This window comes from Mycobacterium sp. NGS63, assembly GCF_059812295.1.
This window is the reverse complement of sequence record NZ_JCALCJ010000001.1, coordinates 272693-291556: the sequence shown is the minus strand read 5'-3', so window position 1 is coordinate 291556 and position 18864 is coordinate 272693. Positions and strand designations below refer to the sequence as shown.

Annotated in this window: 17 protein-coding genes and 1 pseudogene; 8 read left to right on the top strand and 10 right to left on the bottom strand. The window is 70.9% G+C overall.

What is annotated here, in order from left to right:
• Positions 1–63: 63 nt before the first annotated feature.
• A complete protein-coding gene (locus AC5Y4Z_RS01480) occupies positions 64–285 on the bottom strand; it encodes a hypothetical protein (RefSeq protein ID WP_499960454.1) in 222 nt (73 codons plus the stop codon).
• Positions 286–490: 205 nt separating this feature from the next.
• On the opposite strand from AC5Y4Z_RS01480, the gene AC5Y4Z_RS01475 reads away from it, so the two are divergent.
• Genes AC5Y4Z_RS01475 through AC5Y4Z_RS01465 form a run of 3 tightly spaced genes read left to right on the top strand, consistent with a single transcriptional unit; the run spans position 491 to position 4206 of the window.
• Positions 491–1318, top strand: coding sequence for a lysophospholipid acyltransferase family protein (locus tag AC5Y4Z_RS01475; RefSeq protein WP_499960453.1), 828 nt, complete (start codon positions 491–493; stop codon positions 1316–1318).
• 3 nt (positions 1319–1321) lie between these two features.
• Positions 1322–2938: an acyl-CoA ligase FadD12 gene (gene fadD12 / locus AC5Y4Z_RS01470; protein ID WP_499960452.1), complete on the top strand. Its 1617-nt coding sequence runs from the start codon at positions 1322–1324 to the stop codon at positions 2936–2938.
• Entirely contained in the window at positions 2938–4206 is a 1269-nt protein-coding gene (locus AC5Y4Z_RS01465) for an alpha/beta hydrolase (RefSeq protein ID WP_499960451.1), read from the top strand. The genes fadD12 and AC5Y4Z_RS01465 overlap by 1 nt, the downstream gene beginning before the upstream one ends.
• Before the next feature lie 95 nt (positions 4207–4301).
• On the opposite strand, the gene AC5Y4Z_RS01460 is transcribed toward AC5Y4Z_RS01465, so the two are convergent.
• From AC5Y4Z_RS01460 to uvrC, 5 genes are read right to left on the bottom strand one after another with little or no spacing between them, the layout of a single operon-like run.
• Positions 4302–5693, bottom strand: coding sequence for a WS/DGAT/MGAT family O-acyltransferase (locus tag AC5Y4Z_RS01460; RefSeq protein ID WP_499960450.1), 1392 nt, complete (start codon positions 5691–5693; stop codon positions 4302–4304).
• A 52-nt stretch (positions 5694–5745) separates the two neighbouring features.
• On the bottom strand, positions 5746–6723 hold the full coding sequence (whiA, locus tag AC5Y4Z_RS01455; protein WP_499960449.1) for a DNA-binding protein WhiA: 978 nt from the start codon (positions 6721–6723) through the stop codon (positions 5746–5748).
• Positions 6720–7754 carry a YvcK family protein gene (locus tag AC5Y4Z_RS01450; RefSeq protein ID WP_499960448.1) on the bottom strand — a complete coding sequence of 345 codons (1035 nt, stop codon included), beginning with the start codon at positions 7752–7754 and terminating at the stop codon, positions 6720–6722. The genes whiA and AC5Y4Z_RS01450 overlap by 4 nt, the downstream gene beginning before the upstream one ends.
• Complete coding sequence (rapZ, locus tag AC5Y4Z_RS01445; protein WP_499960447.1) at positions 7751–8641, bottom strand: RNase adapter RapZ; 891 nt, start codon at positions 8639–8641, stop codon at positions 7751–7753. The genes AC5Y4Z_RS01450 and rapZ overlap by 4 nt, the downstream gene beginning before the upstream one ends.
• A complete protein-coding gene (gene uvrC, locus AC5Y4Z_RS01440; RefSeq protein WP_499960446.1) occupies positions 8638–10590 on the bottom strand; it encodes an excinuclease ABC subunit UvrC in 1953 nt (650 codons plus the stop codon). Before uvrC ends, rapZ begins: the two co-directional genes overlap by 4 nt.
• 70 nt (positions 10591–10660) lie before the next feature.
• Here uvrC and AC5Y4Z_RS01435 point away from each other — a divergent pair, with 70 nt between their 5' ends.
• From AC5Y4Z_RS01435 to AC5Y4Z_RS01425, 3 genes are all read left to right on the top strand, one after another.
• Complete coding sequence (locus AC5Y4Z_RS01435; protein ID WP_499960444.1) at positions 10661–11821, top strand: cupin domain-containing protein; 1161 nt, start codon at positions 10661–10663, stop codon at positions 11819–11821.
• A gap of 124 nt (positions 11822–11945) precedes the next feature.
• The gene (locus AC5Y4Z_RS01430) at positions 11946–13328 is read left to right on the top strand and encodes a PPE family protein (RefSeq protein ID WP_499960912.1); all 1383 of its coding nucleotides are present in this window, start codon (positions 11946–11948) and stop codon (positions 13326–13328) included.
• A 47-nt stretch (positions 13329–13375) separates the two neighbouring features.
• Positions 13376–15082: a PecA family PE domain-processing aspartic protease gene (locus AC5Y4Z_RS01425; RefSeq protein ID WP_499960443.1), complete on the top strand. Its 1707-nt coding sequence runs from the start codon at positions 13376–13378 to the stop codon at positions 15080–15082.
• On the opposite strand, the gene AC5Y4Z_RS01420 is transcribed toward AC5Y4Z_RS01425, so the two are convergent.
• Genes AC5Y4Z_RS01420 through AC5Y4Z_RS01410 form a run of 3 tightly spaced genes read right to left on the bottom strand, consistent with a single transcriptional unit; the run spans position 15065 to position 17291 of the window.
• A complete protein-coding gene (locus AC5Y4Z_RS01420) occupies positions 15065–15538 on the bottom strand; it encodes a PH domain-containing protein (protein WP_499960442.1) in 474 nt (157 codons plus the stop codon). The genes AC5Y4Z_RS01425 and AC5Y4Z_RS01420 overlap by 18 nt on opposite strands.
• A complete protein-coding gene (ribH, locus tag AC5Y4Z_RS01415) occupies positions 15535–16017 on the bottom strand; it encodes a 6,7-dimethyl-8-ribityllumazine synthase (protein WP_499960441.1) in 483 nt (160 codons plus the stop codon). The genes AC5Y4Z_RS01420 and ribH overlap by 4 nt, the downstream gene beginning before the upstream one ends.
• Positions 16014–17291: a bifunctional 3,4-dihydroxy-2-butanone-4-phosphate synthase/GTP cyclohydrolase II gene (locus tag AC5Y4Z_RS01410; RefSeq protein ID WP_499960440.1), complete on the bottom strand. Its 1278-nt coding sequence runs from the start codon at positions 17289–17291 to the stop codon at positions 16014–16016. The genes ribH and AC5Y4Z_RS01410 overlap by 4 nt, the downstream gene beginning before the upstream one ends.
• Positions 17292–17404: 113 nt before the next feature.
• On the opposite strand from AC5Y4Z_RS01410, the pseudogene AC5Y4Z_RS01405 reads away from it, so the two are divergent.
• Together AC5Y4Z_RS01405 and AC5Y4Z_RS01400 are read left to right on the top strand one after the other, a co-directional pair.
• A pseudogene (locus tag AC5Y4Z_RS01405) lies at positions 17405–17743 on the top strand (type II toxin-antitoxin system TacA family antitoxin); the annotation flags it as partial.
• Positions 17740–18240 carry a GNAT family N-acetyltransferase gene (locus tag AC5Y4Z_RS01400; RefSeq protein ID WP_499960439.1) on the top strand — a complete coding sequence of 167 codons (501 nt, stop codon included), beginning with the start codon at positions 17740–17742 and terminating at the stop codon, positions 18238–18240. The pseudogene AC5Y4Z_RS01405 and the gene AC5Y4Z_RS01400, both read left to right, overlap by 4 nt.
• On the opposite strand, the gene AC5Y4Z_RS01395 is transcribed toward AC5Y4Z_RS01400, so the two are convergent.
• Complete coding sequence (locus AC5Y4Z_RS01395) at positions 18237–18836, bottom strand: riboflavin synthase (RefSeq protein WP_499960438.1); 600 nt, start codon at positions 18834–18836, stop codon at positions 18237–18239. The genes AC5Y4Z_RS01400 and AC5Y4Z_RS01395 overlap by 4 nt on opposite strands.
• Positions 18837–18864 lie beyond the last annotated feature (28 nt).

Sequence of the window (18864 nt, the reverse complement as noted above, 5' to 3'; positions counted from 1 at the left end):
CATTCCCGTCGGAGGTGAATGGTTCAGGCGACGAAACCCGCTGGGCCCGAGCGCATTCGGCCCCTAACGGACCGCCGGCCGCCTCGGGACCTCGCCCGGCTCGCGGCACGGGAATCGCCGGTCCAGGTTCTCGATCAGGCCGTCCAGGGTTCGCCGATCCTGTTCGTCGGCGCACGCCGTGCGGCTCTGGGCCAGCAGCCGGCGGAAGTAGTCGGCCTGGCGCTGATCCGCGGTGGCGGCAGGTTCCACCACTCCGGCAGGCCGGTTCACCGTCAGCGCAGGCATGGCCCCTCCTTGACGTCGTATTCGACCCGTGCCCAGCGACGCAGCGGGCGTCCCGCTCGTCAGACAGACCGGCGTAACCATAACGCGCCGGATTCGGCCGACGCCAGACGAACAGACCGTGAACTTGCGGTTTCTCTCCGCCCGCTCGCTACCATCGAGGGACTCGACGCGGCGAAGCGGCCCGCCGGAGCCCCAAGGGAGAAACGTGACCGACAGCGACAGCCCCGACATCCCCGACATCCCCGACATCGAGGACATCGACAAGTTCGATCCGGGCCTGACCCAGCGCCTGATGGGGGTGATGCGCCCGTTCCTCAAGACCTACTTCCGGTCCGAGGTGCGCGGGCTGGACGCCTTCCCGGCGGGCGGTGCCCTGGTCGTCGGCAACCACTCCGGCGGCATGTTCCCGATGGACGTCCCGATCTTCAGCGCCCACTTCTACGAGAAGTTCGGCTACGACCGGCCCGTCTACACGCTGAGCCACGACATCCTGTTCATGGGCCCGACGGGCCCGTTCTTCCGGCGCACCGGCTACATCCGGGCCCACCGGGAGAACGCGGCCAAGGCGCTGCGCACCGGCGGGGTGGTGATCGTCTTTCCCGGCGGTGACTACGACGCGTACCGGCCGACGACGGCGGAGAACGTCATCGACTTCAACGGCCGCAAGGGATACGTCAGCACGGCGATCGAGGCCGGCGTGCCCATCGTGCCCGCGGTGTCCATCGGCGGGCAGGAGACCCAGCTCTACCTGTCCCGCGGCACCGGGCTGGCCCGGCGGCTGGGGCTGAAACGCTTTCTGCGCAGCGACATTCTGCCGCTGTCGTTCGGGTTCCCGTTCGGGTTCTCCGCCGCGATCCCGCCGAACCTGCCGCTGCCCACCAAGATCGTCACCCAGGTGCTCGACCCGATCGACATCGCCGCGGAATTCGGCGACGAGCCCGACGTCGACGAGGTCGACGCGCACGTGCGGTCGGTGATGCAGCAAGCCCTCAGCGATCTCGCCGCCAAGCGCCGTTTCCCGATCCTGGGCTGAGCCATGAATCCGATCAGCCAGACCCTCGGCGTCATCACCACCCTGCGGCGCGCCGGGATGATCGCGCCGATGCGGCCCGACCGCTACCTGAAGATCGCCGCGGCCATGCGGCGCGAAGGCATGGGCATGACGGTGGGTTTCGCCAGTGCGGCCCAGCGCTGCCCCGACCGCCCCGGTTTGATCGACGAGCTCGGCACGCTGACCTGGCGGCAGCTCGACGAGCGGATCAACGCGCTGGGCGCCGCGCTGCAGGGCCTGCCCAAGGGCCAGCCGAAGGTCGTCGGCGTGATGTGCCGCAACCACCGCGGCTTCGTCGAGGCGGTGGTGGGCGCCAGCCGGATCGGCTCCGACGTCGTGCTGCTCAACACGTCGTTCGCCGGGCCGGCGCTGGCCGACGTGGTCGGCCGGGAGGGCGTCGACGCCGTCATCTACGACGAGGAGTTCACCGCGACGGTGGACCGCGCGTTCGCCGACCGGCCCGACGCCACCCGCATCGTGGCGTGGAACGACGGCCGGCACGAACTGACGGTGGAGCGGCTGATCGCCGACCACGCCGGCCAGCAGCCCACGCGCACCGGCCGCAAGAGCAGGATGATCCTGCTCACCTCCGGCACCACCGGAACGCCCAAGGGCGCCAACCAATCCGGCGGCAACGCCGGGGTCGGCACGCTCAAGGCGATCCTGGACCGCACGCCGTGGCGCGCCGAGGAGACCATCGTGATCGTCGCGCCGATGTTCCACGCCTGGGGCTTTTCGCAGCTGATCTTCGCGGCGTCGATGGCCTGCACGGTGGTCACCCGCCGCAAGTTCGACCCCGAGGCCACCCTGGACCTCATCGACCGCCACCGCGCGACGGGCCTGGCGGTGGTGCCGGTGATGTTCGACCGCATCATGGAGCTGCCCGAAGAGGTGCGAAACCGGTACAGCTGCAAGTCATTACGGTTCGCCGCGGCCTCCGGGTCGCGGATGCGCCCCGACGTCGTCATCGCGTTCATGGACCAGTTCGGCGACGTGATCTACAACAACTACAACGCCACCGAGGCCGGCATGATCGCCACCGCCACCCCCGCCGACCTGCGGGCGGCCCCCGACACCGCGGGGCGGCCGGCCGGCGGAACCCAAATCCGCATCCTGGACGGCGAACTCAACGAGCTGCCCACAGGCGAGGTCGGCAGCATCTACGTCCACAACGACACCCAGTTCGAGGGCTACACCTCGGGCACGACGAAGGACTTCCACGCCGGGTTCATGTCGTCGGGCGACGTCGGCTACCTCGACGAGGCCGGGCGCCTGTTCGTCGTCGGCCGCGACGACGAGATGATCGTCTCCGGCGGCGAGAACGTCTACCCGATCGAGGTGGAGAAGACCCTCGCGGCGCACCCCGACGTGGCGGAGGCCGCGGTGATCGGAGTGGACGACGAGCAGTACGGGCAGCGGCTGGCGGCCTTCGTGGTGCTCGGGCCGGGCGGTTCCGCCACCCCCGACGACCTCAAGCAGCACGTGCGCGTCAACCTGGCCAACTACAAGGTGCCCCGCGAGATCACCGTGCTCGACGAACTGCCGCGCGGCAGCACCGGCAAGATCCTGCGCAACGAGTTGCACGCGAAGGTCACCGGCTGATGCGGTGGCGCGATCTGCGCAAGCCCCGGCCGCTGGGGCGCGCCGCGCTGGAATTGGCCAACGCCGCCAACGGATTGCGGCCGCTGGCGCGCAAGGGCTACAGCACCGTGCTGGTGTTCTGGTTCGGCTGGCCGGCCTCCGAGGTGCCCGGCGTGTACTTCTCGGTCTCGCTGGCCGACGTGCTGCGCCGCGCGCGGCGCGGCGACTTCGCCGGGCGTCGGGGCAAGGCCGCGCTGGCCCTGACGGCCGCGTCGTGGGCGATCCTGGCGGTCATCAAGTATCACGGCGTCACCACCCCGGGACCGGTGCTGGAGGCGGGCCTGCGCGAGCAGCTCGGGGACGACTACGAGGAGGCGCTGAGCAAGCTGCCGCAGAGCGAGCCCACCCGCCGCGGGCGGCGCAACCTGCCGCTGGGCAACACCGTGGCGCGGCGGCGCTACGTCGAGAAGACCAACGTCGTGTCCTACGGCCCGCACGGCCGGGCGAACCTCGCCGACATCTGGCGGCGCCGCGACCTGCCCCGCGACGGCAAGGCCCCGGTGCTGGTGCAGGTGCCCGGCGGCGCCTGGGTGATCGGCATGCGCCGGCCCCAGGCCTACCCGCTGATGAGCCACCTGGCAGCCCGCGGCTGGGTGTGCGTGTCGATCGGCTACCGGGTGTCCCCGGTGCACACCTGGCCCGACCACATCGTCGACGTCAAGCGGGCGCTGGCCTGGGTCAAGGAGAACATCGCCCGCTACGGCGGCGACCCGAACTTCGTCGCGATCACCGGCGGCTCGGCCGGCGGGCACCTGTCGGCGCTGGCGGCGCTCACGCCCAACGACCCCACCTTCCAACCGGGCTTCGAGGACGCCGACACCTCGGTCGTCGCCGCGGTCCCGGTGTACGGGCGCTACGACTGGTTCTCCACCGAGGGCGAGGGCCGGCCGGAGTTCGTCGGGCTGCTCGAAAGGTTCGTCGTGAAGCGCAAATACGCCACGCATCGCGACGTCTACATCGACGCCTCGCCGATCCGGCGGTTACGCGCCGACGCGCCACCGTTTTTCGTCCTGCACGGCACCGACGACTCGCTCATCCCGGTCGGCGAGGCGCAGGAGTTCGTCGACGAGCTGCGCGCGGTGTCCAAGTCCCCGGTGGCCTACGCCGAATTGCCGCACGCCCAACACGCTTTCGACATCTTCAGCTCCCCGCGCGCGCACCGCTCCGCGGAGGCGGTGGCGCGGTTCCTGTCTTGGGTGTACGCGACGCGCCCGCCGGACACCGAGTAGGGCTATTTCGCCGAGCGTGCACTCACGGCGAAATCTGGGCCGTTTTTTCGCCACAGCTTCACGCTCGGCGCAGGGAGGAGGCGCGGCGGAAGAAGTCAGTCGCGCGCCGCGGCGGCCGCCTCGAGTTCGCTCAGCGCCGGCTCGATGCGGTCGGCCATGTCGTCGATGTCGTTGGCCACCTCGGGCGTCGTGACGAAGCCGAAGTCCAGGTACCCCTGGTAGGAGAAGCAGGTGATGTTCAGGGCGACGTCCATGACGGGCGGCCCGAGCGGCACCAGCGAATCCAGTTTGGCGCCGGCCATGTACAGCGGGAACGGCGGCCCCGGGACGTTGGACACAACGAGGTTGATGGGGGCCAGGTTTCGCGACAACCCGCTGGCCGTGTACGCCCGCGCCGCCAACTGCAGCAGCCCGGGCGGCGTGGTCTCGGTCAGCCCCATGATCTGGTGCGCCGACAGCGCCTTGGCCATCAGCTTGGCGCTCTGGGTGCTTTCATGGATGGCCTTGAGCCGCTCGGCGGGGTCGTCGATGTCGGTGGCCAGTGACGCGGTCATCGAGCTCACCTTGTTGCCGACATGGCTCTTGTCCTCGTCGGTCCGGGTCGACACCGGGATCTGCGCGATCAGCGGTTTGACGGGCAGCTCGCCGCGCTTCTCCAGGTAGCCGCGGGCGGCACCGGCCACCAGGGCGAGCACGACGTCGTTGAGCTTGACACCGTAGGCGTCCTTGATCGCCTTGGCCCGCTCCAGCTCGACGCGGCACCCGGTGATCCGCCGGTGCGGCGACACCGGCGCGTTGAACCGGGTCTTGGGCGCATCGAAGTAGCGCGGCGGCCTGCTGCTGACGCCCAGCGTGGCGACCTGCTGGCGAACGGTCTGCTCGACGAGCCGTGCGATGCGAAACGGCGTCTTGATGCCGACGTTGATCAGCGCGCCCACCGCGCGCCGCTCCAGGCCCGGTATCTGCAACCCCACCAGCGACCCGACCGTTTCCTGTTGCGGCGGACGGGGTTCCGGCGTGACGTCCAACAGGATTTCGCCCAGGCCCGCGCCCGACACCCCGTCCACGATGGCGTGATGCATCTTGGTCAGCGTGGCGATCCGCCCGCCCTCCACCCCCTCGATGACCCACATCTCCCACAGCGGCCGCGACCGGTCCAGCTTGTACGACATCAGCCGGCCCACCAGCTCCTCGAGCTCGCGGCGACCGCCCGGGCCGGGCACGCCGATGCGACGGAGGTGGAAGTCGACGTCGAGCTCCTCGTCCTCGACGAACCACGGCCGGTCCAGCCCCAGCGGCGCGCCGGTGACCCGCCACCGCAGCTGCGGCAGCTCCGGCAGCCGCTCGATGAGCAGTTCGCGCAGCCGGGCAAAGCTGTACTCGGAGCATTCGCTGGGGTCACAGATGGCCAGGGCACCCACGTGCATGTGCCAGCCCGCGGTTTCCGCTGACCAAAACGCCGCATCGACACTCGAAAGCCGTTTCATGAACCGACCGTACCCCCCGCCCCCCGTCACGCCCAGCAATTTGCTGGCGTGCTTACGCGTCCTCCAGCAGGTCGGGCGTCACGGCCGACTCCGTGTCGGGAATGCCGTCGACCTTGGCCTTGCGGTCGGCCATGGACAGCAGGCGCCGAATGCGCCCGGCCACAGCGTCTTTCGTCATCGGCGGGTCGGCCAGTCGGCCGAGCTCCTCCAGCGAGGCCTGCCGGTGCTCCACGCGCAGTTTGCCCGCCGAGGCCAGGTGGTCGGGGACGGTGTCGCCGAGGATCTCCAGCGCCCGCTCCACCCGGGCGGCCGCGGCGACGGCCGCGCGCGCCGAGCGGCGCAGGTTGGCGTCGTCGAAGTTGGCCAGCCGGTTGGCCGTCGCGCGGACCTCGCGGCGCATGCGGCGCTCCTCCCAGACCAACCGGGTGTCCTGCGCGCCCATCCGGGTCAGCAGGGCGCCGATCGCCTCGCCGTCGCGCACCACCACCCGATCCGCGCCGCGCACCTCACGCGCCTTCGCGCTGACCCCGAGCCGGCGCGCCGCGCCCACCAGCGCCAGCGCGGCCTCGGGGCCGGGGCAGCTGACCTCCAGGGCCGACGACCGCCCCGGCTCGGTCAGCGACCCGTGCGCCAAAAAGGCCCCCCGCCACGCCGCCTCCGCGTCGGCGACGCTGCCGCCGACCACCTGGGCCGGCAGCCCGCGCACCGGGCGGCCCCGCATGTCCAGCAGCCCCGTCTGCCGGGCCAGCGCCTCGCCGTCGTTGGCCACCCGCAGCACGTACCGGGTGCTCTTGCGAATCCCGCTGGCGGACAACACATGCACGACGGCGTTGTACCCGTAGAGCTCGAAGATGTCCTTGCGCAGCCGGCGGGCGACGTTGCCCAGGTCCACCTCGGCTTCGACGACGACCCGGCCGCCCACGATGTGCAGCCCGCCGGCGAACCTCAGCAGGGACGTGACCTCCGCGCGCCGCGCGCTCACCGACTTCACGATCAGGCGGCTCAGCTCGTCCTTGACTTCGGTCGTCATCGCCACGCGTCGTCACCCCTTTCACCGTCCACCCGAAGCTCTTTCGTGGTCGTCGCCGAAGGGGCTCCCGAGCCCGGTGAACCACCACCGTGGCCCGCCCGGACCCCGTCCAGCGCCGCCGCGAGCTTGCCCGGGTCATGTAAAGGTGTACCAGGTCGGGAGACATCGGCGAAGTGGACCTCCGCCCGCAGCAGCGTCGCGGTGCGCCGCAGTTGCTCGCGTTCGCGTTCGCCCGGCACCCGCTCGGCGTCGATGACGATGTCGTGCACGGTGAACCCGGGCGCGTGCTGGGCCAGCACGTGCAGGTGGCGCTCCACCGAGAAGCCGGCCGTCTCCCCCGGCTCGGCGACCAGGTTGAGCACCAGCGCCCGCCGGGCGGTGGTGGCCTGCAGCGCCTTGAACAGCCCGGGCACCAGCACGTGCGGGATCACGCTGGTGAACCAGGAGCCCGGCCCCAGCACCACCAGGTCGGCGGCCATGATCGCGTCGACGGCCTGCCGGGTCGCCGGCGGGTCCGACGGCAGCAGCCGCACCCGCCGCACCTTGCCCGGTGTCGTCGCGATCGCCACCTGGCCGCGGATCAGCCGGAAGATCCGCGGGTCGGCCTCCAGCCCCGACACGTCGGCCTCGATCTGCAGCGCGATCGGGCACATCGGCAACACCCGGCCCTTGACGCCGAGGATGCGGCCCAGCTCGTCGAGGGCGGCGACCGGGTCGGCCAGCACCTCGTTGAGGCCGGCCAGCATCAGGTTGCCGATCGGGTGCCCGGCCAGGGCGCCGCTGCCGCCGAACCGGTGCTGCAGGATGGTCGCCCACAGCCGCCCGTACGGGCTGTCAGATGCCAACGCCGCCAACGCCATTCGCAGATCGCCGGGCGGGATCACATCCAGTTCGTTGCGCAGCCGGCCCGACGAGCCGCCGTCGTCGGCGACGGTGACCACGGCGGTGACGTAGGGGGTCAGCCGGCGCGCCGCCGACAGCGTCGCGTACAAGCCGTGGCCGCCCCCCAACGCGACGATGTTGCCGGTCATTCGCGGCCCAGATCCCGGTGCAGCACCCGCACCGCCAGCCGCCCGTCGGCCTTCTGCTCGCCCAGCAGCTGCATGAGCGCCTCGGCGATCGCGACGCTGCGATGCTTGCCGCCGGTGCAGCCGATGGCGACCGTCATGTAGCGCTTGCCCTCCCGGCGGTAGCCCTCGACGACCAGGTTCAGCAGTCGATGGTAGGCGTCGAGGAACTCCGCCGCGCCCGGCTGGCTCAACACGTAGTCGCGCACCGCCGGATGCTGGCCGGTGAGCGGGCGCAAGTCGTCGACCCAGTGCGGGTTGGGCAGGAACCGCACGTCCATCACCATGTCGGCGTCCATCGGCAGGCCGTATTTGAAGCCGAAGGATTCGAGCGTGACGCTGGTGGACGCCCCGGTGTCGCCGCCGAAGGCCCGCTCGATGCTCTCCCGCAGGCCGCGCACCGACAGCGTCGAGGTGTCGATGATCAGGTCGGCGGTGGCGCGGACCGGGGCCAGCATCCGGCGCTCGGCGGCGATGCCTTCGGCCAGCGTCTGCTCGCCCTGCAGCGGGTGGCTGCGCCGGTTCTGCTCATAGCGGCGCACCAACATGTCGTCGGAGGCCTCCATGAACACCACGCGGGGGGTGATGTTGCGGGTGGCCAGCTCGGTGCGCACCGAGTCCAGGTCGCCGGTGAATCCCCGTGACCGCACGTCCATCACGACGGCCAGCTGGGTGATCCGCGACCCGGCCGCCAGCCCGAAATCGACCATCCTGGTGATCAGCTGGGGCGGCAGGTTGTCGGCCACATACCAGCCGAGGTCCTCGAGCACCTTGGCCGCGGTGCCCCGCCCGGCGCCGGACAGCCCGGTCACCAGGACGACGTCGATGCCCGCGGTGGCCTGGCTCGTCATTGCGGGGCTTCCGGTTGCTCGGGTTGCTCGGGTTTTAGCGCCTCGAGGACGGCGGTCGCGGTGGCCACGCCGATCCCCGGTACGGCGGTGATCTGGTCGACGGTGGCCTCCTTGAGGCGGGCTATCGATCCGAAATGGGTTACCAGCGCCTTGCGGCGATGCTCTCCCAATCCTGGCACCGAGTCCAGCGCCGAGGCGGTCATTCGCTTGGATCGCTTGCTGCGATGGTAGGCGATGGCGAACCGGTGCGCCTCGTCGCGCACCCGCTGCAGCAGGTAGAGGCCCTCGCTGTTGCGGGGCATGATGATCGGGTCCGGTTCCGAGGGCACCCAGATCTCTTCCAGCCGCTTGGCCAGCCCGATCACCGCGACGTCGGTGATGCCGAGTTCGTCGAGCACACCGGACGCGGCGTTGACTTGCGGCGCGCCGCCGTCGACGACGAACAGGTTGGGCGGGTAGGCGAAGCGGCGCGATTTGCCTTCCGGGGAAAGCATATTGGGGTCGTTCTGGTCGCTCAGGTGGCGCGCGAAGCGCCGGCGGGTCACCTCGGCGATGGACGCGACGTCGTCGGAGCGCCCCTGCCCGGCGGCCTCGCGGATCCCGAAGTGGCGGTAGTCCGACTTGCGCGGCAGGCCGTCCTCGAACACCACCAGCGAGCCCACCACGTCGGTGCCCTGCACGTGGCTGATGTCGATGCATTCGATGCGCAGCGGCGCGTCGGCCAGGCCCAGCGCGTCCTGAATGTTCTGCAGCGCCGCGGATCTGGCGTTGAAGTCGCCGGCCCGCTTCAGCTTGTGTTGCTGCAGCGCCTCTTTCGCGTTGCGCTGCACGGTTTCGGCCAGCGCCTTCTTGTCGCCGCGGCGCGGCACCCGTAAAGCGACCCGCGACCCGCGCAGGCCGGTCAGCCAGCTGGTGAGCTCGTCGGAGTTGGACGGCAGGCACGGCACCAGCACCTCGCGCGGCACCGGGTTGGCGGCCTCGTCGGCGGCGCCACCCAGCTCGGCCTGCTCGCCGTAGAACTGGGTCAAGAACTGCTCGACCAACCGCTCCTCGCCGGAATCGCCTGGGTCCCCGGACTTTTCGACAATCCAGCCCCGCTGACCGCGGACCCGGCCGCCGCGCACGTGGAACACCTGCACCGCGGCCTCGAGCTCGTCGTCGGCGAAGGCGACCACGTCGGCGTCGGTGCCGTCGCCGAGCACCACGGCCTGCTTTTCCATGGCGCGCTTCAGCGCGCCGAGGTCGTCGCGCAGGCGCGCGGCCCGCTCGAAGTCGAGTCGCTCGGCCGCGGCGTTCATCTGCTGCTCGAGGTCGCGGGCGAACCGGTCGGTCTTGCCGGACAAGAAGTCGCAGAAGTCGTCCACGATCTGGCGGTGCTGCTCGGCGCTGACCCTGCCGATGCACGGCGCCGAGCATTTGTCGATGTAGCCGAGCAGACACGGGCGGTCGATCTGCTTGTGCCGCTTGAACACTCCGGCCGAGCAGGTGCGCGCCGGGAACACCCGCGTGAGCAGGTCCAGCGTTTCGCGGATCGCCCACGCGTGCGAGTACGGCCCGAAATAGCGCACCCCCTTGCGCCGCGGGCCGCGATAGACCATGAGCCGGGGGAACTCCTCGTTGAGGGTGACCGCCAGCACCGGGTACGACTTGTCGTCGCGGTAGCGGACGTTGAAGCGCGGATCGAATTCCTTGATCCAGTTGTATTCCAGCTGCAGCGCCTCGACTTCGGTGTTGACCACCGTCCACTCGACCTTGGCCGCGGTGGTCACCATCTGCCGGGTTCGCGGGTGCAGGGCGGAGATGTCCTGGAAGTACGACGTCAGCCGGCTGCGCAGGCTCTTGGCCTTACCGACGTAGATGACCCGCCCGTGAGAGTCCCGGAACCGGTAGACGCCCGGCTCGACCGGGATGGACCCGGGCGCGGGGCGATAGGTGGCGGGATCTGGCACGTACCCAGGCTAATAGCCGCCCCCGACCCGTTCGACAAGCCGTTTGGCCGGCTGCGATGCTGACAGCGTCATGGTTACCGCTTCGCTGGGCTGGTTGCTCCAGCCGCTGTCCGTGCAGACCTTCCTCGACGAGGTGTGGGGCGTGACGCACCACCACGTCGAGCGAAGCCACACCGGCTATTTCGACGGCCTGCTACACGGCCCGTCGGCGGTCGACGAGCTGCTCGAGCGCGTCCGGCCGGAGCCGTCGGCGGTGCGCCTCGTCCAAGGCGGCGAAGGCCAAGAGGCGCCCCGCTGCCCCGACGGCAGCCTCGACCTGACGCGCGTCCGCGGCGCCTTCGCCGACGGCTACACGGTCGTCCTCAACGGGCTCGAGCAATACGTTCGCGCGATCGCCACGCTGTCCCACGCCGTCGAAGTCGAGCTGAACTTCCCCACGCGGGTCAACGCGTACCTCACGCCGCCCGAATCCACCGGCTTCGAGCCGCATTACGACCCGCACGACGTGTTGGTCCTGCAGATCCAGGGATCCAAACTGTGGCGGTTGTCGGACGGCGCCACCGTGCCGCCACACGAGATACAGCGCCGCGAAGGGGTCGCCGGCGACACACCGCTGCCGAACGAGTTGCGCCTGGACGCCGGCGACGTGCTCTACGTGCCGCGCGGGCGGGTCCATGCGGCCGAGACCGCGTCGGAGCCCTCGGTCCACCTGACCGTCGGGATCCACGCGCCGACCGTGCTCACCCTCATCACCCACGCGCTGCATGCGCTGAGCCTGCGCGACGACCGCCTGCACGCGCGGCTGCCGCCGCGACACCTCGACGACGAGGCCGTGCGCGCCGGCCTCGGCGCGGCGCTGCGCGGGATCGCCGACGACCCGAGCGTCATCGCCGGGGGCCTCGACGCGATGGAGGACGTCCTCGTGCACCGCGGCCGCTGCCCACCCGTCGGCCGCATCGGCGACTCCGCCGGGATCGACGGGCAAACCGTGGTGGCGAAGTACCAACCGCTGTATTCGCGGGTGGTGTCCGACGAGGGCGGCGCCGCCCTGCGGTTTGCCCAGTTGTCGATCAACGTCGGCGCCGACCACGCCGCGGCGCTGCGTTTCGTCTCGAAGAGCACCGGGCCGTTTCGCGTCGGCGACCTGCCCGGGCTTACCGCGCCGCAGCAGACGGAGTTAGCGCGCACCCTGATTGCCGCCGGATTCCTGGTCCGGCTGCCCGGCGACTGAGAGCCCGTCAGCCGCTGCCACGGCGAAGTCGTAGCGAATTCTCCGCAGATGCGTGCTGAGAAGCCTTTCGAGTTCGATATTGCGGAACCATGCAATCCGGGTGAAGAATTGCCCGGTGAGCTGGATGGCCTCGCCGCCGGAGGTGCATTCGGCGCTGCTGAGCAGCGGCCCGGGCATCGAGTCGCTGATCTCCGCGGCGGGGGCGCTGGACTCCCTGAGCGCCGAATACGCTTCGGCCGCCGAGGAACTCGACGGCCTGCTGGCGGCGGTGCAGGCCGGGGCGTGGCAGGGCCCCAGCGCGGAGTCCTATGTCGCCGCGCACGTGCCGTACCTGGCGTGGCTGATGCAGGTCAGCTCCGACAGCGCCGCGGCGGCGACACAGCACGAGACCGCGGCGGCGGCCTACACGACCGCGCTGGCGGCCATGCCGACGCTGGCCGAGCTGGCGGCCAACCACGCCACCCACGCGGTGTTGGTGGCGACGAATTTCTTTGGCATCAACACGATTCCGATCGCGGTCAACGAGGCGGACTACGCGCGGATGTGGATCCAGGCGGCCACCACGATGACGACCTATCAGGCCGCGTCGGGCGCCGCGGTGGCTTCGACGCCACCAACCACGCCGGCGCCACGGATCATGAAAGCCGCCGCCAACAACTCCGGCGGCAGCCACGACGAAGGCCCGGGCCCCACCGATCCGAACTGGTGGACGGAGCGCATTGGCAAAGTCATCACCGCGTTCGAGAACGAGTTGACGAACCCGAATTCGGCCAACGGTCAGGTGCTCTACAGCACGGTGACGTATTGGATCCCCCGCTGGTCGGGCGAGGTCTATCTGACGTTCGCCCCGCAGTTGACGCAATTGGCGGAGCTTTCGGCCGGCCTGATCGCTCCCGCGTTCCTGGGGGGTTTCGCGGGGGCGGCCGGGCTGGCCGGGCTGTCCGGGGTCGCGCCCGCCCCGATGCCCGCCGCCCCCGGGGTGGCCGCGCCGGCTCCGTCTCAGATCGGGCCGGTGGCCGGGATGTCCCCGACCCTTGGCGCACCCGCCGCGGCGGCCGCGCCGGCGCCGGCGCCCGCTCCCGTGTCCGCCGCGGCCCCGGCACCCGGCGCCGCGCCGCCACCGCCGCCCACCCCCGTCGGCGCCGAAAGTTTCGGTTACCCCTACCTGGTCGGCCCTCCCGGCGTCGGTTCCGGCGCGCCGATGCGCGTCGGCGCCGGCGTCAGGCGCGGCGTCGCGCAGCCCGATGCGGCCGCGGCGACGGCTGGCGCGGCCACGGAGGAACGGGCGCGGCGACGACGTCACCGCACCGGACTGGTCGACCGGGGGCACCGCCACGAGTACCTGGACCCCGTCACGGCTTCCGATCAGGGCGCGGGCCCGCTGGGGTTCGCCGGCACCGCGCACCGGGCCGGAGCCGAACCGGCGGCCGGGTTGACCGCGCTGGCCGGCACCGCGCCGATGACGCCGAGCACCTGGAATCCCGCCGCCGACGAGCCCGACGCCTGACCCGTCAAAACCGCAAATTCCCTGTTGGCGAGGGCTACGATCCGCAGATGTCGTTTGTGGTCGCGGCGCCCGGACTGGTCACGGAAGCGGCCGCCGATATCGCGGGGATCGGTTCGTCGATGGCGGCGGCCCACCGGGCGGCCGCGGTCTCGACCACCGGGGTGCTGGCCGCCGCCGGCGATGAGGTATCGGCGGCCGTCGCGGCGGTATTTTCCGGCCAGGCCCAGCAGTACCAGGCGCTCCTCGCGCAGGCGGAGGCGTTTCACACCCAGTTCGTGCGGGCGCTGGCCGGCAGCGCGGGCGCGTACGCGGCCACCGAGGCCGCCGGCACGTCCCCGCTCGTCACCCTGGTGGAAGACGCGCTGGGCGTGATCAACCTGCCCACCGAGGTGTTGGTGGGGCGGCCACTGATCGGCAACGGCGCCAACGGGGCACCGGGGACCGGGCAGGCCGGCGGGGCGGGCGGCATCCTGCTCGGCAGCGGCGGCGCCGGCGGGTCGGGCGCGTCCGGGTTGGCCGGCGGGCCGGGCGGTCCGGCCGGGCTGATCGGCTCCGGCGGCCCCGGCGGCATGGGCGGCTGGGGCGCGCCCGGCGGGGCCGGGGGCACCGGCGGGTTGCTGTGGGGCAACGGCGGCTGGGGCGGCATCGGCGGGCCGTTCAGCACGGGCGGTGTCGGGGGCAGCGCGCTGCTGTTCGGCGACGGCGGCCACGGCGGGATGGGCGGCGAGCTCGGGGGCATCGGCGGTGCCGGTGGCCGCGGCGGGCTGCTGATCGGCAACGGCGGCCCGGGCGGGACCGGCGGGGTGTCCGGCGGCCCGGGCGGGGTCGCGGGTGGTCCCGGCGGCCCCGGGGGTTCCGCTCCCCTGTTGGGCGCGCACGGGGCCGCCGGCGCCAGCGGCGGCGACCCCACCATCCCGGTGACCGTGGACCAGCAGATCAACCGGCCGTACGTGAACGTGTCCATCGCCGGCGGACCCACTTCGCAAGTGGTCCTCGACACCGGATCCAAGGGCCTGGTGGTGCCTCCCCAGGACGTCAACTTCGCGACCCTGGGCGCGCCCACCGGGACGCACACCGTCACGTACGGCGAAGGCGCAAACACGTTGCAGGAGACCTACACGACATATTCGGCGACGGTGAACTTCGGCAACGGGATCATCACCCAGCCGACCACGGTTGCGGTCATCACCTCCGTGATCCAGACCCAGAACGGCGTGTCGACGAATTTGCCTGCCTCCGAGGGGCTGCCGGTTCTCGGCGTGGGGTACGGCGGGGTGGGCACGGTGGGCGTCGGCCCGTTAAGCACCAACCCCGTGCAGTCCCTGCCGGGCACCCTCAACCAGGGGGTGCTGATCAACGAGCCCGCCGGCACGGCGCAGTTCGGCGCCAACCCGCTGACCGTGGGCACCTCGGCGGCCGGGGCGCCCGTCACCAACCTGAGGGTGTCGGTCAACGGCGGGACCCCCGTGACCGTCACCAACGCGTTCGTCGATTCCGGCGGCCTGTGGGGGGACGTCCCGTCCTCGGTCGGCACCGGTTCGGTGAACGGCTATGTGCCACAGGGCACCACCCTCACGGTCTCGACGACCGGCGGCGTCGGGATCTACCAGGAGACGGTCGGTGCCAGCCCCAACGCCCCGGTAGTCGTCGCGGCGACCGACAACTTCAACACCGGGAATTTGGTGTTCGAGAAAATCCCGATCTACCTCTCGTACTCCCCCACCAACGTCGGGACGCTATTCTTCGACGTCTGACGCATCCGGGCGGTAGCGCGCGAGCAGCGACCGCACGGTGTCCATGGCCTCGACGGCCCGCTCCTTGTCGGCGGCCTGGATCGCCATCAACGGGATGTACTCGTCGTCGGGCAGGTCGATACGCGCCCACCGCTTGCCGGCGGGAAACGACACGCCGACCACGTCCGGCCACGGAATCAGCTTGTCGCCGAAGAGGTTTCGCACCGATAGCCCCGCTGGGCCCACCCGCAGCCGCGGGCGCGCGAACAACAGCACGCCGCCGGCGATCACCAGGCCGAGGATGGCGATCGCCACCTGGTCGGAGGTGTGAAAGATCACGCCGCTGGAGCGGATCTTGAGCAGCAGGCCCACGACGATGTGCGTGGCGGCGATCAGAAACGCTGCGGCGTAGACGAATAGCGGGGTGCGGTGCGGACGCAACTCGACGTCCCAGCCGTCGCGGCTCGGCGGAGTCACGACCGGGCGCGCAGGTCACGCAGCGTCAGCGCGGTGGTCAGGGCCGCCCCGGTGGCCTGGGCCCCCTTGTCCTCGGCCGATTCCGGTAGCCCGGCCCGGTCCAGGGCCTGCGCCTCGTTGTCGGTGGTCAGCACGCCGTTCGCCACGGGCGTCGAGGCGTCCAGCGACACCCGGGTCAGGCCCTGGGTCACCGCGTCGCACACGTAGTCGAAATGCGGTGTCTGGCCACGGATCACGACGCCCAGGGCGACGACGGCGTCGTGGGTGCGCGCCAGCTCCTGCGCGATGACCGGGATCTCGATCGCCCCGATCACCCGGACCACCGTCGGGTCGTCAATGCCCGACTCGGACGCCACCTTGCGGGCACCGGCCAGCAGGGCGTCGCAGATCTCGCTGTGCCAGGTGCTCGCGACGATCGCCAGCCGCAGGCCGGACGCGTCGAGCGCCGGTACCTCCGGCACGCCGGCGGCAGGACTCACAGGGCCCCGCCGAATTCGCCCGGCAGGTGCACGGATTCGTGGAAGTCGTCCAGGCCGACCAGGTCGTGGCCCATCTTGTCGCGCTTGGTCATCAGGTAGCGGATGTTCTCGGCGTTGGCGCGCACCGGCAGCGGCACCCGCTCGATGATGTGCAGCCCGTACCCGTCCAGCCCGACGCGCTTCGCCGGGTTGTTGGTCAGCAGCCGCATGGAGCGCACCCCGAGGTCGACCAGTATCTGCGCGCCGATCCCGTAATCTCGTGCGTCGGCGGGCAATCCGAGCTTGAGGTTGGCGTCCACGGTGTCGTCGCCGGCGTCCTGCAGCTGGTAGGCCTGCAGCTTGTGCATCAGGCCGATGCCGCGGCCCTCGTGGCCGCGCATGTACAGCACCACACCGCGGCCCTCGCGCGCGACCATCGCCATCGCGGCGTCCAGCTGCGGCCCGCAGTCGCAGCGGCGCGAACCGAACACGTCACCGGTCAGGCATTCGGAGTGCACCCGGACCAGCACGTCGTCGCCGTCGGCGTTGGGCCCGGCGATCTCGCCGCGGACCAGCGCCACGTGCTCGACGTCCTCGTAGATGCTGGCGTAACCGATGGCGCGAAACTCGCCGTGGCGGGTCGGGATCCGCGCCTCGGCGATCCGCTCGATGTGCTTCTCGTGCTTGCGCCGCCACTCGATCAGGTCGGCGATCGTGATCAGCGCCAGGTCGTGCTCGTCGGCGAAGACCCGCAGCTCGTCGGTCTGGGCCATCGAGCCCTCGTCCTTCTGGCTGACGATCTCGCAGATCGCCCCCGCCGGCTGCAGCCCCGCCATCCGGGCCAGGTCCACCGCGGCCTCGGTGTGGCCGGGCCGGCGCAGCACGCCACCGTCCTTGGCGCGCAACGGAACCACGTGACCGGGGCGGGTGAAATCGTTGGCGACGGCCGCCGGATCGGCCAACAACCGCATCGTGGTGGCCCGGTCGGACGCCGAGATCCCGGTTCCCACACCGATTCTCGCGTCGACGGTGACGGTGTAGGCGGTGCCGTGCTTGTCCTGGTTCACCGCGTACATGGGCAGCAGCCCGAGCCGGTCGCAGATCGCGCCGTCCAACGGGACGCACAGGTATCCGGAGGTGTAGCGGACCATGAAGGCCACCATCTCCGGGGTGGCCTTCTCGGCGGCGAAGATGAGGTCGCCCTCGTTCTCGCGATCCTCGTCGTCGATGACGACGACGGCCTTGCCGGCCGCGATGTCGGCAACCGCCCGCTCGACGGAGTCCAACCTCGTCATCTGTGCTGCCTTGCTGTCGTAGGGGCCGATCGTGAAAGGCCCAAGTGTTGCATCCAGTATGAACCACCGGGGCGCCCCGGTTATTGCCACTGCTTACTGAGCGGGAGGCGGTCGGCATGCCGTTGACTTGTACGCCCATTGGGCACACAATAAAGCCCATGGCCGCCGACCGAAAGACAGAGCGTCTTGCAGCGCGTCTGACTCCGGAGCAGAACGCGCTTATTCGTCGTGCCGCCGAGATCGAGGGGACCGACCTCACCACTTTCACGATCACTGCGGCGTTGGCGCGCGCCCGCGACGTGCTCGCCGACCGCCGGCTGTTCGTGCTCGACGACGCGGCATGGACGCAGTTCGTCGTGAAGCTGGACCAACCCGTCACGCACAAGCCTCGACTTGAGAAGTTGTTCTCCGAGCCCTCCCTCTTCGATCCCAAATCGAAGAGGGGGACGTGAGCGGCTACAGCGCACCGCGACCGATCAGCGGGGCTGACGACATCGCTGACTTCGATAGCGGAGAGCCGAGCCTCGATCGATACCTGCGCCGGCGCGCGCTGGCCAACCATGTGCACGGCGCGTCCCGCTGCTTCGTGACCTGCCGCGAAGGACGGGTGGTCGGGTATTACGCGTTGGCGTCCGGGTCGGTGATGCGCGGCGACGCGCCGGGCCGGGTGCGGCGCAACATGCCTGACCCGGTGCCGGTGATTCTGTTGTCGCGGCTCGCGGTCGATCGCAAAGAGCAGGGCGCCGGGCTGGGCGGGCAACTGCTGCGTGACGCGATCACACGTTGCGTCGCGGCCGCCGACTCGATTGGAGTTCGGGCGATTCTGGTGCATGCGCTGCATGACCGCGCGCGCGCGTTCTACGCACACTTCGACTTCGAACCATCCCCGACGGACCCGCTGCACCTCATGCTGTCGATGACCGAGGCTCGCGCGCTCCTCGGCGCCTAGCGCGCCATCAACCGCTCGACGTACTTCGCGATGACGTCGACCTCGAGGTTCACCTGCGTCCCGACCGGGGCCGCGCCCAGGGTGGTGAGCTCGCGCGTCGTCGGGATCAGCGACACCTCGAACCAGTCCGTCGGGTCGGAACCCAACCCGGAGACGGTCAGGGAGATCCCGTCGACGGTGATCGACCCCTTCTCGACGACGTAGCGGGCCACCTGGGCGGGCAGCTCGATCCGCACCACCTCCCAGTGCTGCGAGGGCGTCCGGGCCATCACCCGGCCGGTGCCGTCGACGTGGCCCTGCACGATGTGCCCGCCGAGCCGGCTGTTGACGGCCGCGGCGCGCTCGAGGTTCACCGGGCTGCCCACCCGCAGGTCACCGAGGTTGGACCGGTTCAGGGTCTCGCCCATCACGTCGGCGGTGAACCGGCCGTCCGGAAGCAGCTCGGCGACGGTCAGGCACACCCCGTTGACGGCGATCGAGTCGCCGTGCCCGGCGTCGGCGGTCACCACCGGCCCGCGAATGGTCAGCCGCGCGGCGTCGGCGAGGGCCTCACGGCCCGTGACCTCCCCCAGTTCCTCGACAATTCCGGTGAACATTGCACCAGGTTAATCGGCCGATGCGGGG

Bases quoted from the DNA above. Each gene is read 5' to 3' on its own strand.
- AC5Y4Z_RS01480 (WP_499960454.1), bottom strand. From the start codon at position 285: ATGCCTGCGCTGACGGTGAACCGGCCTGCCGGAGTGGTGGAACCTGCC.
- fadD12 (WP_499960452.1), top strand. From the start codon at position 1,322: ATGAATCCGATCAGCCAGACCCTCGGCGTCATCACCACCCTGCGGCGC.
- AC5Y4Z_RS01465 (WP_499960451.1), top strand. From the start codon at position 2,938: ATGCGGTGGCGCGATCTGCGCAAGCCCCGGCCGCTGGGGCGCGCCGCG.
- AC5Y4Z_RS01460 (WP_499960450.1), bottom strand. From the start codon at position 5,693: ATGAAACGGCTTTCGAGTGTCGATGCGGCGTTTTGGTCAGCGGAAACC.
- whiA (WP_499960449.1), bottom strand. From the start codon at position 6,723: ATGACGACCGAAGTCAAGGACGAGCTGAGCCGCCTGATCGTGAAGTCG.
- AC5Y4Z_RS01450 (WP_499960448.1), bottom strand. From the start codon at position 7,754: ATGACCGGCAACATCGTCGCGTTGGGGGGCGGCCACGGCTTGTACGCG.
- rapZ (WP_499960447.1), bottom strand. From the start codon at position 8,641: ATGACGAGCCAGGCCACCGCGGGCATCGACGTCGTCCTGGTGACCGGG.
- AC5Y4Z_RS01435 (WP_499960444.1), top strand. From the start codon at position 10,661: ATGGTTACCGCTTCGCTGGGCTGGTTGCTCCAGCCGCTGTCCGTGCAG.
- AC5Y4Z_RS01430 (WP_499960912.1), top strand. From the start codon at position 11,946: ATGGCCTCGCCGCCGGAGGTGCATTCGGCGCTGCTGAGCAGCGGCCCG.
- AC5Y4Z_RS01425 (WP_499960443.1), top strand. From the start codon at position 13,376: ATGTCGTTTGTGGTCGCGGCGCCCGGACTGGTCACGGAAGCGGCCGCC.
- AC5Y4Z_RS01410 (WP_499960440.1), bottom strand. From the start codon at position 17,291: ATGACGAGGTTGGACTCCGTCGAGCGGGCGGTTGCCGACATCGCGGCC.
- AC5Y4Z_RS01395 (WP_499960438.1), bottom strand. From the start codon at position 18,836: ATGTTCACCGGAATTGTCGAGGAACTGGGGGAGGTCACGGGCCGTGAG.